The sequence below is a fragment of the Streptomyces sp. NPDC001381 genome, from assembly GCF_042895685.1.
In the GTDB taxonomy this organism is placed as follows: Bacteria; Actinomycetota; Actinomycetes; order Streptomycetales; family Streptomycetaceae; genus Streptomyces.
The window spans coordinates 469,691-485,906 of the sequence record NZ_JBIAWO010000005.1 but is presented as its reverse complement, the minus strand read 5'-3'; the positions used below and the strand labels follow the sequence as shown (position 1 = coordinate 485,906).

The 16,216-nt window shown below is 72.5% G+C and carries 14 protein-coding genes; 10 read left to right on the top strand and 4 right to left on the bottom strand.

The genetic code is table 11. The features are described 5' to 3' along the window. Positions 1-5: 5 nt before the first annotated feature. Positions 6-551 carry a MarR family winged helix-turn-helix transcriptional regulator gene (locus ACFY2L_RS24840; RefSeq protein ID WP_390657556.1) on the bottom strand — a complete coding sequence of 182 codons (546 nt, stop codon included), beginning with the start codon at positions 549-551 and terminating at the stop codon, positions 6-8. Beyond that, positions 548-2,425 (bottom strand): FUSC family protein, encoded by a 1,878-nt coding sequence (locus tag ACFY2L_RS24835; RefSeq protein ID WP_390823416.1) that lies wholly within the window; start codon positions 2,423-2,425, stop codon positions 548-550. The genes ACFY2L_RS24840 and ACFY2L_RS24835 overlap by 4 nt, the downstream gene beginning before the upstream one ends. A 165-nt stretch (positions 2,426-2,590) precedes the next feature. Between ACFY2L_RS24835 and ACFY2L_RS24830 the strand changes: the two genes are divergently transcribed. The 5 genes from ACFY2L_RS24830 to ACFY2L_RS24810 all read left to right on the top strand — a co-directional run bounded on the left by ACFY2L_RS24830 (position 2,591) and on the right by ACFY2L_RS24810 (position 6,812). After that, entirely contained in the window at positions 2,591-3,187 is a 597-nt protein-coding gene (locus ACFY2L_RS24830; protein ID WP_390823415.1) for a DUF5134 domain-containing protein, read from the top strand. Between the two features lie 81 nt (positions 3,188-3,268). Further along, entirely contained in the window at positions 3,269-4,204 is a 936-nt protein-coding gene (locus tag ACFY2L_RS24825; RefSeq protein WP_390823414.1) for a M56 family metallopeptidase, read from the top strand. A 309-nt stretch (positions 4,205-4,513) separates the two neighbouring features. After that, positions 4,514-5,185, top strand: coding sequence for a phosphatase PAP2 family protein (locus tag ACFY2L_RS24820; protein WP_390823413.1), 672 nt, complete (start codon positions 4,514-4,516; stop codon positions 5,183-5,185). 98 nt (positions 5,186-5,283) lie between these two features. Continuing rightward, a complete protein-coding gene (locus ACFY2L_RS24815) occupies positions 5,284-5,997 on the top strand; it encodes an HAD family hydrolase (protein WP_390657551.1) in 714 nt (237 codons plus the stop codon). Between the two features lie 152 nt (positions 5,998-6,149). Continuing rightward, positions 6,150-6,812: a TetR/AcrR family transcriptional regulator gene (locus ACFY2L_RS24810; RefSeq protein ID WP_390657550.1), complete on the top strand. Its 663-nt coding sequence runs from the start codon at positions 6,150-6,152 to the stop codon at positions 6,810-6,812. Here ACFY2L_RS24810 and ACFY2L_RS24805 read toward each other — a convergent pair whose 3' ends face one another. Then, positions 6,813-8,315, bottom strand: a complete 1,503-nt coding sequence (locus ACFY2L_RS24805; RefSeq protein ID WP_390657549.1) for an LVIVD repeat-containing protein — start codon at positions 8,313-8,315, stop codon at positions 6,813-6,815. It abuts the gene before it with no gap. A 178-nt stretch (positions 8,316-8,493) separates the two neighbouring features. On the opposite strand from ACFY2L_RS24805, the gene ACFY2L_RS24800 reads away from it, so the two are divergent. The 3 genes from ACFY2L_RS24800 (at position 8,494) to ACFY2L_RS24790 (ending at position 12,164) form a co-directional block, all read left to right on the top strand. Further along, positions 8,494-9,132, top strand: a complete 639-nt coding sequence (locus tag ACFY2L_RS24800) for a DUF305 domain-containing protein (RefSeq protein WP_390657548.1) — start codon at positions 8,494-8,496, stop codon at positions 9,130-9,132. A 198-nt stretch (positions 9,133-9,330) separates the two neighbouring features. Continuing rightward, positions 9,331-10,677 carry an FAD-dependent oxidoreductase gene (locus ACFY2L_RS24795; RefSeq protein ID WP_390823412.1) on the top strand — a complete coding sequence of 449 codons (1,347 nt, stop codon included), beginning with the start codon at positions 9,331-9,333 and terminating at the stop codon, positions 10,675-10,677. 128 nt (positions 10,678-10,805) lie between these two features. After that, positions 10,806-12,164 carry a nucleobase:cation symporter-2 family protein gene (locus ACFY2L_RS24790; RefSeq protein WP_390823411.1) on the top strand — a complete coding sequence of 453 codons (1,359 nt, stop codon included), beginning with the start codon at positions 10,806-10,808 and terminating at the stop codon, positions 12,162-12,164. 433 nt (positions 12,165-12,597) lie between these two features. Here the strand turns inward: ACFY2L_RS24790 and ACFY2L_RS24785 are convergent, their stop codons facing one another. Then, the gene (locus ACFY2L_RS24785) at positions 12,598-13,899 is read right to left on the bottom strand and encodes a PHB depolymerase family esterase (protein ID WP_390823410.1); all 1,302 of its coding nucleotides are present in this window, start codon (positions 13,897-13,899) and stop codon (positions 12,598-12,600) included. Positions 13,900-14,190: 291 nt separating this feature from the next. Here ACFY2L_RS24785 and ACFY2L_RS24780 point away from each other — a divergent pair, with 291 nt between their 5' ends. Together ACFY2L_RS24780 and ACFY2L_RS24775 are read left to right on the top strand one after the other, a co-directional pair. Continuing rightward, entirely contained in the window at positions 14,191-15,168 is a 978-nt protein-coding gene (locus ACFY2L_RS24780) for a polysaccharide lyase family 1 protein (RefSeq protein WP_390823409.1), read from the top strand. A gap of 48 nt (positions 15,169-15,216) precedes the next feature. Next, positions 15,217-16,020 (top strand): pectate lyase, encoded by an 804-nt coding sequence (locus tag ACFY2L_RS24775; protein WP_390657543.1) that lies wholly within the window; start codon positions 15,217-15,219, stop codon positions 16,018-16,020. Positions 16,021-16,216: the final 196 nt, after the last annotated feature.

Genomic DNA, 16,216 nt, shown 5'->3' with positions numbered 1-16,216 from the left:
CCGCCTCAGGCCTTCAGCGCCTGCATGTGCCCTTCCAGTCGACTGAGCAACTCACCCAGCAGATGGGCCAGTTCGCCTTGGCGGTCCGCGTCGAGGGCGGACAGTACGGCGCTCTCGTAGGCGAGTTGCTCGGGCAGGATGCCGTCGACGAGGTCGCGGCCGGCGTCCGTGAGCCGGAGGTGGGCGACGCGGCGGTCGCGGGTGTCGCCCCGGCGTTCGACCAGGCCGCGTTCGGTGAGCTGCTTGAGGCGCTTGGTGACGGCGGCTCCGGAGGAGAACGTCTCGCGGGCCAGTTCGCCGGGGGTCAGCTCATGGCCGGTGCGGCGCAGCGCGCCGAGCAGGTCGAACTCCGGGCGGCTCAGGCCCGCCCGGCGCAGCGGCGCGTCCTCGGCCTGCTGGAGCAGGGCCGCGCAGCGGTTGACACGGCCGATGATCTCCATGGGCCCGGTGTCGAGGTCGGGCCGCACGGCCCGCCACTGCCGCACCACCGCCGCGACGGTGTCGCTCCTCGTCCCGTCTCCGGCCGCCGCTGGTCCCCGCGTCGCCGTCATCGCCGTACGTCCTCCGCTGTCGTCGTCATCGCGTCCCGGTCCAGGAGCAGGCCCTGGCGCCGTACCGTCGCCGCGAGCGTACGGTGTCCGGACTGCTCGGCCGCCACGACCCGCTCCTCGGGCAGCGCGCGCCGCCACCACTCGCCGTAAGCGGCGTCGGCGGTGGCGCGCAGCTCCACCAGGGCGGCGGTGAGCGCACGGCGGGCGGCCTCCAGCGCCGCGGCGGGGACGGGAGGCGTCTGCGTCAGGAGGTGCGCTGCGCGGTCGCCGGCCTGCGACACGGCCGTCAGGGCCCGGTCCAGGCGGTCTCCGGAGCGGCGGTTGGTGACGGCCACGGCGGCGACGAAGCCGACGGCGGCGCCGACGAACGTGTCCGCCAGCCGCTCGGTGATCAGTCGGCCGGAGTCCTGGTAGTGGGCGAACTCGGTGATGAGCAGGGCCATCGGGGTGACGCAGACGCTGCCGAGCCAGTAGTTGCGGCTGATCAGCGCCTCCGCGCCGAAGTTGAGGGCGAGGCAGACCAGGACCAGGGCCGCCTGGTGGAGGTGGGCGAGCGGGACGAGCGCGGCGAAGGCGAGGACGCCGGCGAGATTGCCGACGACGCGCTGGACGGCGCGGTTCCAGGTGAGGGCGACGTTCGCCTGGTAGAGGGAGGCGGCGGTCACCAGGGCCCAGTAGGGGCGGCCGACACCGAGCGCGAGCGAGACGTATCCGGCGAGGGCACAGCCGAGGGCGGTACGGACGGCGATCGGGGCGAGCGGACCCAGCCTGCGCCACAACGGCGTCTTCCCGGCGGCCAGTTCGGCGTCGATACCGAGGAGTTCGCCGTCGTCCAGGAGATCGTCGGGGCGCGGGAGCGGGCCGGTGCCGCGCAGGCCACGGGCCCAGGCGCGCAGCCGCTCCGGGTCGCCGGCGCCGGGGGCGGCGAGCGCCGCCTCGGCACGGACGAGCAGCCGCTCCAGACCACGGTGGGTCTCCTCGCGGCGCACTACCGGCGGCTTTCCGCCCCGGGCCGGACCGCCGCTGTCGGCCGGGCCCGCGGTGCGGGTTCCAGCGGGGGACGGTCGGCCGTCACCGGCCGGGAGAGGTGTACGGGTTCCAGCGGGGGCCGATCCGCCGTCACCGGCCCGGACAGCCGTGCGGCTTACCGCGGGGGCCGATCCGCCGTCACCGGCCGGGCCCGCGGCACGGGTTCCGCCGCCGGCCCGGCCGTCGGTGCGGGCCGCCAGCAGGGTCTGCCAGGCCGTGTGGACGGCGGCCGCCGCGGCGGCTCTGGCCCGGTCTCCGGCCGGTCCGTGCGTCTCGGCGTACGCGGCGGCCGTGTGCAGGGCGTGGGCGGTGGCCCGTCGTTCGGGGCCGTGCGGGCGCACCAGCCCGGGCGCCATGCCGATCAGCCAGGCCCAGGCGCCGGCGGCCAGCGCGAGCCCCAGATGGCCGGGGATCCCGCCGGGTGTCTGCGGCACGAACAGGGCGGCGGAGCTGACGAAGGTCAGGACGACGTTGGCGGGCGGCCCGAGACGGGTCGCGTCGCAGAGCACCTTCTGCGCGGCCGCCAGCAGCGCTCCGACGGTGACCAGGACGACCCCGTCGGTGGTGAGCGCGGCCGCGAGCAGAGCGACGGCCAGACCGCCGGTCATGCCCAGGACCACGCCGGCGAGGACCCGGGCGCGGGCCCGGTAGGGGCGGTTGTGGGCGTACAGGGCGCACAGGGACCCGGCCATGGTGTACGCCGCGAGGTCGAGGCGGCCGAGCGCCAGCAGGAGCAGGTTCGGCGGGGCGACCGCGGCGACGACGCTCAGTGCCGGTTTGAACCAGATGTCGGAGGGACGGCCGAGGCGCAGCACGCCGGCCAGCGGGAGGCGGGATCCGGGCATGCCCATCAACTTAGCATGTGTTTTACCCGTGAAATACTTGCGGACGCCACGGCTCACCTGCCGTGCTCCCTCGAATGCTCCCCGTGTACAACCTTGCGCTTGCGTGCGCGCCGCGTGCCGTGGGCAGGGCAACCCTCGACGGCGATGTCGAGCGGGGAGGTGCGCGTGCACGGACCGGCTTCGCCCGGCTGGCTGCTGGTCGCGCTGTGTGCGGCGACCGGCGCCTACTGCCTGCTGCGGATGCGCAGTACCGTCGAGGAGCAGCGCCGGGCCGCGGGCGGCGAGGCGCTCATGGGGTTCGGGATGGCCGTGATGGCCGTGCCAGCGGCGGCGTTCACCCCGCCCGCCTGGGCCTGGCCGGCGTACGCGGCGGTCTTCGGCGCGGCCGCGCTGCGGGCCCTGTGGGCGGCTCGCACGGACGCGCACCATCTCCACCACCTGGTGGGTACCTCGGCCATGGTCTACATGGCGGCCGCGATGGCCGCCTCCCCGGTCGGCACGCATGCGCACGGCGGCGGCTCCGCCTCCGGCGTCCCGCTCCTCACGGGCGTGCTGCTGCTGTACTTCACCGGGTACGTCCTCCTCTCCGGCGTACGACTGCTGCCGGCGCCGGGGACCGGGACCGCAGGGCCGGCAGGACCCGTCTCTGGGGCCGGAGCGAGTGCCGGGCCCGCCGTCGCCTGGGGTGACCGGCCGGAGCTGGCGCGGGCGTGCCGGCTCTCGATGGGCATCGGGATGCTGGCGATGCTGCTGACGATGTGATCCCGGCTCCCTCGTGGCCTGCGTCACTTTGCCGCGGCAAGCCGTACCCCCGAGCGGCGGGCCGCTCATAGGGTGCTGCCCATGATGGTCCCCGCGGTCCTGCTGCTGCTAGGCGCCCTGACCGCTGTCGGCGCGCCCCGGCTGCTCGCCCGGGCCGACTGGCCGGACCGGGAACCGGTGGTCGCGTTGTGGGCCTGGCAGTGCGTGGTGGCGGCGGTCCTGCTGTGCTGCGCGCTGTCGATGACCCTGAGTGCCGCGGCGGCCTGGCAGGCGGTGCGGGGCCATGTCTTCGCGCCGGCCCCGCGCGGGGTCGCGGAGGCCTACGCCCTCGGCCCGACCGGCGCTTGGGCTGCGGGCACCGCCGTGGCGCTCGCGTGCGCCGGGCTGTGGAGCGGGGCCATGCTGGTGCGGGAGGTGACGCGGGCCCGGGCCCGGAGTCGTTCCCGCCGGGCCGAACTGCGGCTGCGCGCACCGCTGTTGCCGGGAGAGGAGACGACGGCGGGACGGCTCGTCGTCCTGGAGGGCGAGCGGCCCGACGCCTGGTGGCTGCCCGGCGCGGCCCCTCGACTCGTCCTCACCACAGCCGCGTTGCGGCGGCTGAAAGGGCGTCAGCTCGATGCCCTGCTCGCGCACGAGCAGGGTCACGCGCGGGCGCGGCACGACTGGCTGCTGCACTCGTCCTCCGCTCTCGCCACCGGGTTTCCGCAGGTTCCGGTGTTCGCCGCGTTCCGCGACGAGATGCACCGGCTAGTCGAACTGGCCGCCGACGACATGGCCTCCCGCCGCTTCGGCCGTCTGACCACCGCGCTCGCCCTGGTCGAACTCAACGAGGACCGCGGGGTGTTCGGCCCGTCCCCCACCCCGCAGGCCCATGTCCCGCAGCGGGTGCACCGGCTGCTCACGCCCCCGGACCGGCTCACCGCGGCCCGGAGAGTGCGGCTGACGGCGGCGGCCTCGCTGGTGCCGGTGATCCCCGTGCTGGTGGCACTGGTACCGGGGCTGCGGGCGCTGGGCTGAGCCCCACCGGCCGGTCCGGCCGTCCCCGATGGGCTCTCGGGCCGCCTCTCGGGGCCCGGCCCGCCCTCCCCCGCTCTCGTCCCCGCTCGGCGGAAGACGCCCCGGCGCTCTCCGGGGCGATCCGCCGAGCCCCCGCGGGCCCCCTGCCCGGCCTCGCCGATTCGCCCGCGCCCCCCGCCGACTCTCCGGCCCGACCCGCCGGTTCGTGCGCGCGTCACGCCGGGTTCGCCTCCCGGGACGCCCCCGGTCCGCCTCCCGTCCCGACCTCCGGGTTGGCACCGGACCCCACGGTTCGGCGAGGATCGCATCATGCACTCCCCGTCCGTCGACTCCCCGCCCCGTCCCCCCGCACCGCGCACGGCCGCTCGGGCGGCCGCGGCCCTCGGTCTGTGCTCGGTCCTCCTCCTCGTCCTGGTCTCGGTCGAGTGGCACCCCCTCGTCTCGGTCGACGCCGACATCTCCACCACCACCCACCGCTGGGCCCGCGCCGATCCGGACGTCACACAGGTCTGCCGGATCCTCACGGACTGGGTGTGGGACCCGTTGACCATGCGTCTGCTGGGGGCGGCGGTGGCGGTGTGGCTGGTGTGGCGGTACGCCGCCTGGTGGACGGCGGGCTGGCTGGTCGTCACGTCGGCGGTGGGCACCCTGGTCCAGCAGGGTCTGAAGGCCGCGGTCGGCAGGGATCGCCCGGTCTGGCCCGACCCGGTCGACTCGGCGCATTACGCGGCGTACCCCTCGGGGCACGCCCTGACCGCCACGGTGGTGCTGGGCCTCCTGCTGTGGGTGCTGCACCGGCACGGCGTCGGCCGCGCGGTGTGGCGTACGGCGGTGGCGGTGGCGGTGGTCTCCGTGGCGGGCGTGGGCCTGACCCGGATCTGGCTGGGCGTGCACTGGCCCACGGATGTACTCGGCGGCTGGCTCCTCGGGGCGGCCCTGGTGGCCCTGGCGATCGCGGCCCAGCTGCGCTGGTGCCCGTGACCGCGCCCCGCGCTCCGGGGGCGCGCGGGCGTGAGGACGAGCTGCCCGTCGGGTGAATCCGGACCCGCGAGGTCGGCCGGGTTCCTAGGATCGGCGGCATGACTGCCGTTCTGTTCGACTTCTCCGGGACCCTCTTCCGTGTCGAGACCGCCGAGTCCTGGCTGCGTGCCGTGCTGGCCGGGGCCGGGCTCACGCTGCCCGAGGCGGAGGTGTCCGCGACGGCGCGGGCGCTGGAGAGGGCCGGCGCGCTGCCGGGCGGGGCGGCCCCCGTGCGGGTGCCCGACGAGATGGCCGGGGTGTGGCGGGTGCGGGACCAGAGTGCCGCGTCGCACCGCGCCGCCTTCACCGGGATGTCCCGTCAGGTGCCGCTGCCCGACCCGGGTCTGCACGACGCGCTGTACGACCGGCACATGACGCCGGCGGCCTGGGCGCCGTATCCCGACGCCCGCGAGGTGCTGAGCGGGCTGCGGGACCTGGGGGTCCGCGTCGGCGTGGTCAGCAACATCGGCTGGGATCTGCGGCCGGTGTTCCGGGAGCACGGGCTCGACCGGTTCGTGGACGTGTACGTGCTGTCGTACGAGCACGGCGTGCAGAAGCCGGACCCGCGGCTGTTCGCGGTGGCGTGCGAGGCGCTCGCGGTGGATCCGCGCGCGGCGCTGATGGTCGGGGACGACCGGCGCGCGGACGGCGGGGCGGCGGCGCTGGGCTGCGGGGTGCACTTCGTGGACCATCTGCCGGCGGCCGCACGGCCGGACGCGCTGCGGCCGGTCCTGGAGCTGGCTGCCAGGCGCTCGGACACCGCGGGGCGGTAGCCCGAGGCCACCATCGGGGCGGAAGCACGCCCACTCTGGACGATCCCCCGCGTCGCCCAGAGCGGGCGGCAGCCCGGCCGCACTCCGTACGGAGTCGTCCGGGATGCGCTGAGTATAGTTGGCTGATAGCCAGTCAACGCAGGAGTTACAGGATGTCCCCGCGCAGCGCCTCGGTCAATGAAGAATTGCGGCGGCGTTCACGGGAGCGGCTTCTGCAGGCCGCCCTCGAGCTGGTGAGCGAGCGCGGGTACGAGGCGACGACGCTCGGCGACATCGCGGACCGGGCGGGCTCGGCCCGCGGGCTGGTGTCGTACTACTTCCCCGGCAAGCGTCAGCTCGTGCAGTCGGCCGTGCACCGGCTGATGCACCGCACGCTGCAGGAGGCGCTGGAGCGGGAGCCGCGCACCGAGGACGGCCGGGAGCGGATGGCGCGGGCCGTCGACGCGATCCTGGGACTGGCCCGGGACCGTACCGTTCTGATGCGCCAGCACATGGCCGGGCTGCTGCAGGCCGAGGGGTTCGTGCAGTGTCCGGAGCAGCAGCGGCTGGCCGAGCTGCTGCGGGACACCGCCGCCCGGCACGGCTCGCAGGACGTGGCTCACGACTACCCGATGCTGCGTTCCCAGCTCATGGGCGCCGTCTACGCGATGGTGCTGCCCAACGTGCCCCTGCCGCTGGCGACTCTGCGGGCCGAACTGTTCGAGCGTTACCGGCTCGACTGGGAGATGGGGGTCCCGCCGGACGCCGAGGCGCCCGGCGGGAGGGCTGACACGGATCTGTCGCGCTTCTTCGCGACGGAACCGCCCGCCGAGTGATCAGTCGAAGTAGTCCGGCTGGGTCTGGACGTTCAGCTCGCGCAGGCGGACCCGCTTCGCCGGGTCCGTGCGCCGGTCGCCGACCTTCAGCACGTCGAAGCCCTTGGCGATGTCGTTCGCGTAGATGTAGCCGTTGTAGTAGTACGCCGACCACGCGCCGCCGACCTGCAGCGCCGTCGTGCTCAGCGGACCGCGCTCGAAGTAGGCGATCTCCTTCGGGTTCGACGAGTCGGTGAACTCCCAGACGGAGACGCCGCCCTGGTACCAGGCCTGGACCATGATGTCCTTGCCCTTGACCGGGATCAGCGAGCCGTTGTGGGCCACGCAGTTCTCGGTGTCCGCCTGGTGACGGGGGATCTTGTAGTAGCTGCGGAAGACGAGCTTGCGCTTGTCGCCCTTGCCGACGATGTCGTAGATGCCGTCGGCGCCGCGGTTCGGGCCGGTCGCCGCGTTGCAGGTGGCCGCCCCGCCGCCGCCCAGCTCGTCGGTGAAGACGACCTTGTCCGCCTTCTGGTTGAAGGTCGCCGAGTGCCAGAACGCGAAGTTCACGTTGTCCTGGACCTGGTCGATGACCTTCGGGTTCTCCGGGTCCTTGATGGAGAACAGGATGCCGTCACCCATGCAGGCGCCGGCCGCCAGGTCCTTGTCCGGGAGCACCGTGATGTCGTGGCAGCCGGTGGTCTTGGAGACGCCCGGGTTGGTGGGCGAGCCGGGGTTGCCGCCGCCGTCCGGGCCCTCGCCCGGGAAGAGGACGGGGAAGTTCACGACCGCCGCCGTCTCGGGGGCCTTGCGCGGCACCTTGATGACGGAGATGCCGTCGTGCGGGGGCTGGCAGTCGGGGTAGGCGGCGTTGGGCGAGTACGAGGAGACGTAGATGTAGACGTTCCTGCGCTCGGGCACCAGGGTGTGGGTGTGCGAGCCGCAGGCGGTCTCGACGGCGGCCACGTACTTCGGGTTCGCCTTGTCGCTGATGTCGAAGACCTTCATGCCCTCCCAGGAGGACTTCTCGGTCGCGGGCTGCGTGGTGCTGTTGCAACTGCTGTCGCTGCGCGAGGAGTCGGTGGACAGGAACAGCAGGTCGCCGGAGACGGAGATGTCGTTCTGCGAGCCGGGGCAGAGCACCTGGGAGACGGTCTTCGGGGCCTTCGGGTCGCTGATGTCGAAGATCCGGAAGCCGTCGTAGTTGCCGGCGAAGGCGTACTTCCCCTGGAAGGCCAGGTCCGAGTTGGTTCCGGCCAGCGCGTCCTTGGGGATGTTGGTGACGTGCTCGATGTTGTCGGAGTGGACGATCTCGTCCTGCCCGGGTATCTCGCCGTCGGCGATCGCCTCGGCCGCCTCGGCCTGGGCACCGCGGGAAACCTCGCGCTCCACGGCCGGTCCGTCCCCCGGGTCGGGGGTCGCGGCCGCCGGGACCGCCGTGAGCAGCGCGGCCAGAAGGCCGGTACATGCGGTGGCGACTGCCAGCCGTCTGCGCCGCGTTCGGGGATCGTTCAACAGGGTCACTGCGTCCTCCCTCGTCGCCGTTCGCTGGGGAACGGTTCACGGTCCCCTGAAGTATCGTCTTCATCATGCACATATCAAAGGCTGGCAACGCACTCGTCATGAATCTTTCCGGCCGGTAGTGCGAAGATCCCTAAGTGGAAGGCCCAGGTCCTCAACCCGCCTGCCCCAGGAGGCCGTTGTGCACATCCGCCGCGCCACCCTCACCACCGCGGCCGCGTTGCTCGTCGTCGCCCTCGCGGGCTGCGACTCCGGGACGAAGGACACGTCGGGTGCGGCGAGCGGGCCTTCGGTGATCGCGCCGGGCAAGCCGGGCGAGGCCAACCGGACGCTCTCCGCGCAGGACGCGGCCGAGCAGCGGGCCGAGGACGACACACCGAACGCGGCGGACGTGTCGTACGCCCGGATGATGATCCAGCACCACGCCCAGGCCCTGGAGATGACCGAACTCGCCCCCGAGCGGGCCGAGTCGGCCGACCTCAAGCGCCTGGCCCTGCGCATCTCGGCCGCGCAGGGCCCGGAGATCGAGGCGATGCGGGGCTGGCTCACGACGTACGGCAAGGCGGAGACCGGTGAGGCGCACGACCACACGGCCATGCCGGGCATGGCGACGGCGGCCCAGCTGAAGAAGCTGCGCGCGGCCCGCGGCAAGGCGTTCGACACCCTCTTCCTCACCCTGATGATCACGCATCACCAGGGCGCGATCACGATGGCCACGGATGTCAAGGCGCAGGGGAACAACCTGCGCATCGAGGAGATGGCGGACGACGTGGTCGCCCAGCAGACGAGTGAGATCACCCGGATGCAGGGCATGCGGTGAACCGCCCCGCCGGCGGCCGCCGCCCGGACGTCGAACCAGGTCACGCTCGCGGCACACCCGGCGCAGCCACCTGACCGCACTCCGTACGTGCGGCCACGGACGGGTGTCCACCGCGCGGCACCCTGTCAGCGGAGCAGCCGCGGTGCGATGCTGGAGGCACCAGCGATCTCCTCCGTCGCGCGGGGAAGGGGTTCCGCCGTGCTGCGTGTCGCCGTCGTCGGCTCCGGGCCGAGTGGGGTCTACACCGCCCAGAGCCTGATCCAGCAGGATCCCGAGGTGCTCGTCGACGTCCTGGACCGGCTGCCGTGCCCGTACGGTCTGGTGCGGTACGGCGTCGCCCCGGACCACGAGAAGATCAAGAGCCTCCAGCAGAACCTGCGCGCGGTGCTGGAGGACGAGCGGGTGCGCTTCCTCGGCGGGGTGGAGGTCGGCGCGGGCGGGGTGCCGGTCGCCCGGCTGCGCGAGCTGTACCACGCGGTCGTGTACTGCGTGGGCGCGGCGGCCGACCGCCGGCTGGGGATCCCCGGCGAGGAGCTGCCGGGCAGCTGGTCGGCCACGGAGTTCGTGTCCTGGTACAGCGCCCATCCGGACGCCGTCGGTACCGGCTTCCTCACCGGAGTCCGCTCCGCCGTGGTGATCGGCGTGGGAAACGTCGCGGTGGACGTGACCCGGATCCTGGCGCGCGGCGCTGCCGAACTGAGCCCCACCGACATGCCCCAGGCGGCACTGACCGCGCTCTCCGCGAGCGGGATCACCGACATCCACATGGTGGGCCGGCGCGGCCCCTCCCAAGCCCGGTTCACCACCAAGGAGCTGCGGGAACTCGGCGGCCTGCCGGACACCGGCATGATCGTGGACGAGGCGGAACTGGCGCTCGACGCGGCGTACGCCGACCCGTCCGGACTGCCGGCGGCACAGCGCCGCAACGTGGAGGTGCTGCGCGGCTGGACGGCCCTGCCGCGGCGGGACGCACGGCGGCGGATCCGGCTCCGCTTCTTCCTGCGGCCCGTCGAACTGCTCGCCGGCGAAGGCCGGGTGGGCGCGGTGCGCTTCGAGCGGACCGCACCCGACGGGCACGGCGGGATCACCGGCACCGGCCGGTACGAGGAGATCGAGGCGCAGTTGGTGCTGCGCTCCGTGGGGTACCTCGGGGTGCCCCTGGAGGGTCTGCCGTTCGACCCGGAGCGGGGTACGGTCCCGCATCTCGCCGGGCGGGTGCTGCGCGCGGGCGCGGTCGCGCCGGGCGAGTACGTGGCGGGCTGGATCAAGCGGGGCCCGACCGGGGTCATCGGCACCAACCGGCCGTGCGCCAAGGAGACGGTGACGTCCCTGCTGGAGGACGCCCCCGCCCTTCTGCGGAAATCCGTTCCCGAGGATGTGCTGCCGCTGCTGCGGGCCGCCGGGGCCGAGCCGGTCGGCTGGGACGGCTGGCTGGCGATCGAGCGGGCCGAGGCGGAGCTCGGGGCCTCGCTCGGACGGGGTGTGGTGAAGCTGCCGGACTGGGAGGCGCTGCGGGCCGCCCTGGGGCCGGGGACGAGCCGCTGAGCGGGTCACACAGCGGCAACACCGGTGAAATCAACAATCTGTTCAACCGCCGTACGGTCTCGTGCTGTCCGGAAGCAGCCGCCCCCCGCTCTCTTCCGCCCCCTTCCCTCCGCCGCTCTGGAGTGCCCATGGCCCCGACCGCGCCCGTTCATCCCGTCGACGAGGTGCCCCCCGCACGGCAGTTGGCCGCCTTCGGCCTGCAGCACGTGCTCGCGATGTACGCGGGCGCGGTGGCCGTGCCGCTGATCGTGGGCGGTGCGATGAAGCTGTCGCCCGGCGACCTGGCGTACCTGATCACGGCCGATCTGCTGGTGTGCGGCGTCGCCACACTGATCCAGTGCGTGGGGTTCTGGCGCTTCGGTGTGCGGTTGCCGATCATGCAGGGCTGTACGTTCGCGGCCGTGTCGCCGATGGTGCTGATCGGGACGACCGGCGGCGGACTCCCCGCGATCTACGGGTCGGTGATCGTGGCGGGACTCGCGATCGTGCTGCTCGCGCCGGTGTTCGGCAGGCTGCTGCGGTTCTTCCCGCCGCTCGTCACGGGCACGGTGATCCTGGTCATCGGCCTCTCCCTGCTGCCGGTCGCCGGCAACTGGGCTGCGGGCGGAGCCGGTTCGAAGGACTTCGGGGATCCGCGGAACCTCGCGCTGGCAGCCTTCGTCCTCGCGGTGGTGCTGGGTGTGCAGCGGTTCGCGCCCGTGTTCCTGAGCCGGATCGCGGTCCTGATCGGGATCGTGGTGGGGCTCGCGGTCGCCGTGCCGTTCGGCTTCACGGACTTCGGCGGGGTCGGTGACGCCGACTGGCTGGGGATCAGCACGCCGTTCCACTTCGGCGCGCCGACGTTCGAGGCCTCGGCGATCATCTCGATGCTGGTCGTGGCGCTGGTGACGATGACCGAGACGACCGGCGACCTGATCGCGGTCGGCGAGATGACGGGGCGCCGGGTCGAACCGCGGTCGCTCTCCGACGGGCTGCGCGCCGACGGCCTCTCCACCGTCCTGGGCGGCGTCTTCAACACCTTCCCGTACACGGCGTACGCGCAGAACGTCGGCCTGGTCGGCATGACCCGGGTGCGCAGCCGCTGGGTCGTGGCCTGCGCCGGCGGCATCCTCGTGCTGCTCGGACTGCTGCCCAAGCTGGGCGCGGTGGTGGCGGCCGTTCCGGCGCCGGTCCTCGGCGGTGCGGGTCTGGTGATGTTCGGGACGGTGGCGGCGAGCGGTCTGCGGACCCTGGCCGAGGTCGACTTCAAGGGCAACCACAACCTCACCGTGGTGGCGGTGTCGGTGGCGATGGGCGTGCTGCCGGTCGGTGTGCCGACGATCTACGCGAAGTTCCCGGACTGGTTCCAGACGGTGATGAACAGCGGCATCAGCGCGGGCTGCGTGACGGCGATCGTCCTCAACCTGCTCTTCAACCACCTTCCGTCGAGGGCGCCTTCGGCGCCGGAGGCCGGCACACCACGGCAGCCCCGGGAAGAGGTCGCCTAGGGCCTGTGGCGAAAGTGGCGTCGTCGTCCGAAGGGCGGCCGCGCGGCGTCGTGGGGGCCCCTCCCGCGCGAGCGAAGCCGAGCGTGGGGGCGCGTGCTCTCGGCGTGCCGCCCGGGAGTCCTCGTACCGGGCGTACTCGGGCTTTCGGGCGGTGCGGCGAGAGTGCGCCCCAGGGGCGAGCGGGGGCGCCTTCCCCGCCTTCGGCCGGCCGGAGCCTCCCGCGCCGCAGCGGGCCGCAGCCGCAGCGGCAGGCCCTCGGGCACGAAGGCGCGTGGCGGGGTCCCGGTCCGCTCGTCACCGGTGCCGTGGTCCTGTGCCGGCGGGCGTGCGGCGGCCTCGCGCGTCGGTCCTCTCGCGCCAGGCCGTGGACGCGGGTGGCCGCGGCCCCGGCCACCCGCAGAACTCGACCCGCCGGGCCTCGATCTGTCGAGCCTCAACCCGTCGAGCAGGCCGATCCGTTGAGCGTGAAGGCGCCAGGGGCCGCGCTGTTGCCCGTGTGGTTCGCCTGGTAGCCGATGCTGACGCTCGCGTTGGGCGCGATGCCGCCGTTGTACGACGCGTTCGTCGCGGTCACCGCCCCGGACGCCGGGGTGTACGTGGCGCCCCAGCCGTTGGTGATGGTCTGTCCGGAGGGCAGGGTGAAGGCGAGCTGCCAGCCGTTGACGGCCGTGGTGCCGGTGTTGGTGACGGTCACCGAGGCGGTCAGGCCGGTGCTCCAGGCGTTGGTGGTGACGGCCACCCGGCAACTGCCGGGCTGGGGCTGCGGGGTGGGACCGGAGCTGTTCAGACCGAAGAAGGTGAGGACGCGTTCGGCCATGCCCCAGGCGTACAGGTTGTGTCCGACGCCCTGGAGGCTGATCGCCTCGACGGGGGCCTGGTCACTGGTGCCTCCGTAGCGGGTGCGGGTCCAGCCGGAGGCGGGCGAGTCGGTGGCGGCCGGGGTCTGGTTCAGTCCCCGCACGTTGGTCCACTGCTTGATCTCCTCACCGAAGTTGGGATAGCGCAGCACGTCGTCCTCGGTGCCGTGCCACAGCTGCATGCGCGGCCGGGCGCCGGTGTACCCGGGGTAGGCGGCGCGGGCGATGTCCCCCCACTCCTGCGCGGTGCGGATCACGGTGCCGCCGGAGCAGGCGCTGTTCCACTCGGAGCCGTCGGTGGTGGCGAAGCAGCCGAACGGCACGCCGGAAAAGGCGGCGCCCGCCGCGAAGACGTCCGGGTAGTCGCCGAGCAGGACGTTGGTCATCATCGCGCCGGAGGAGATGCCGGTGGCGTAGACACGGCTGGTGTCGGCGGAGTAGGCGGCGGTCACCCAGTCGATCATCGACTTGATGCCGACGGGGTCGCTGCCGCCGCCCCGCTTGAGGGCCTGGGGCGAGGAGACGTCGAAGCACTTGCTGCTGCGGGTGACGGACGGGTAGATCACGATGTAGCCGTACTGGTCGGCCAGCGTGTCGTACTCGGTGCCGTTGTACATGTCGGGGCCGGATCCGGTGCACCAGTGCACGGCGACGAGGACGGCCGGGTGCGCGGTGACGCTCGCCGGCACGTAGACGTACATCCGGAGACCGCTGGGGTTGGTGCCGAAGCCGGTGACCTCCGTGAGGGTGGCGGCCGGGACGGGTGCCGCGGCCTGCGGGCGGGCCACGGCGGCGGGGGCGGTGAGCAGGGCTGCGGCGAGCAGGAGCGCGAGGGCTCCCCCCAACGAACGCAGCGCTCTCCCTAAGAAGTCGGACACGCGCCTGTCCCTTTCTGGTGGGGGCTCAGGGGACGTCGTACGGGGAATCCGCCTCGCATGGTGGCATGCACACGCTCACCATGGAAGCGCTCCCACGGCATTCGCGTACGACGGCGCGTTCTGCGCAAGGCGTTGACTAGAAAGCGCTTGCCCTCTACGTTCCGTTCAGCAGTGTGACCGAGCCGCTCGCCAAGGTCCCCAAAAGGTCGCACTGCCGCTGTTTCATGTTCCACATGGCGCACAATGTTCATACATGCGATCACCCCAGCCCTTCCGAAGGGACGCACCCGCATGCGTACACGCCCCCCACGTACACAGGCGCAAAGGTCCGCTCTCGTCGCGACGGCCGCCGCTCTCGCCGCCACGGCGGTGCTCGCCCTCCCCCAGCCGGCCGGTGCGGCCGACACCTCACCGGTGGGGTTCGGTGCCGGGACGACCGGTGGCGGGAGCGCCACGGCGGTGACCGTCTCGACGCCGGCCGCGTTCAAGGCGGCGGTGACCGGCAGCACCGCGAAGGTCGTGAAGGTCGACGGCCTCATCACACTGAGCGGTCAGGTCGACATCGGCTCCAACACCACGGTGCTGGGCGTCGGTTCGTCGTCCGGATTCACCGGTGGCGGGCTGCGGCTGAAGAAGGTGATCAACGTCGTCGTCCGGAACCTGAACATCAGCAAGCCGCTCAAGCCCGCCGACGGCATCGAGGTCCAGGCCTCCACCAAGGTGTGGATCGACCACAACTCCTTCTCGGCCGACCGCGATCACGACAAGGACTACTACGACGGTCTGCTGGACATCAACCACGCCTCGGACTACGTGACGGTGTCCTGGAACACCTTCAAGGACCACTTCAAGGGCTCGCTCGTCGGCCACAGCGACAACAACGCCGACGAGGACACCGGCCACTTGAGGGTGACGTACCACCACAACCTGTTCAGCAACGTCTACTCACGCATCCCCAGCCTCCGCTTCGGCACCGGGCACTTCTACGACAACTACGTCGTCGGCGCCGAGACGGCCGTCCACTCGCGCATGGGCGCCCAGATGCTGGTCGAGAACAACGTCTTCCGCTCGACTGCGGTCGCCGTGACCACGAACCGCGACAGCGACGAGGACGGCTACGCCAACCTCACCGGCAACGACCTCGGCGGAGCCGCGACCGAGGTCTCGCAGGTCGGGACGTTCACCAAGCCGCCGTACAGCTACACCGCCGAGCCGGCCTCGTCCGTCGTCGCCTCGGTGACCTCCGGTGCGGGTGCCGGAAAGCTCTGACCGCCCGCGACATCCCCCCATCCCCCACCTGGAAGAAGGCATTGGGACATGACTTCACCAGCACGCCCGCGCCGACGGCGCGCCCTGACCGGCGCACTGGCCGCCCTCGGCGTCTCGATCGGCATGATCATGACTTCCGGGGCCCTGACTCCGGCGAGCGCCGCGACCTGGCCGACCGCGACCGGCAGTCAGGCGGTCTCCTCCACCATCTCCCTGTCCGGCACCAAGGACTACGGGATGATCCGCCTCTACGGCACCGGTGACCTGGGCAGCGGCAGCCAGGACGAGGACCAGGGGCCGATCCTGGAGTTGGCCGCGGGCACGGTCCTCAAGAACGTCATCATCGGCGCCCCCGCCGCCGACGGCATCCACTGCAAGGGCAGCTGCACGCTGCAGAACGTCTGGTGGGAGGACGTCGGCGAGGACGCCGCCACCTTCCGCGGCTCCTCGTCGTCCAACGTGTACACCGTCTCGGGCGGCGGCGCGCGGTCGGCCAGCGACAAGGTGTTCCAGTTCAACGGCGCCGGCACGCTGAACGTCTCGAACTTCGCGGTGCAGAGCTTCGGCACCTTCGTCCGCTCCTGCGGCAACTGCTCGACGCAGTACAAGCGGACGATCAACCTCAACACCATCGAGGCGACCTACTCGGGCAACAAACTGGTCGGCATCAACACCAACTACGGCGACAGCGCGACCCTGAAGGGGATCACGATCGTCGGGGACAGCAGCAAGAAGATCGTCCCCTGCCAGAAGTACATCGGCAACAACACGGGCGCCGAGCCGACCACGAACGGCTCGGGCCCCGACGGGACCTACTGCAAGTACTCCTCGTCGGACATCACCTACAAGTAGCCCTTCCCCAGCGTCCCCCCACGGAGAAGGCGGCCGTACGAAGCGTCCCCGCACGGCGCTTCGCACGGCCGCCGCCGTCTCCGCGCCCTGGCACCGGACACGGCGGTAGGTCGTGTCCGCAAAGTCCCGCCTGCCTCGCGACGCCCGGCACGTGCTCTCGCCGCACCGGGCGAACGGGGGGACTTTGCGGACACGA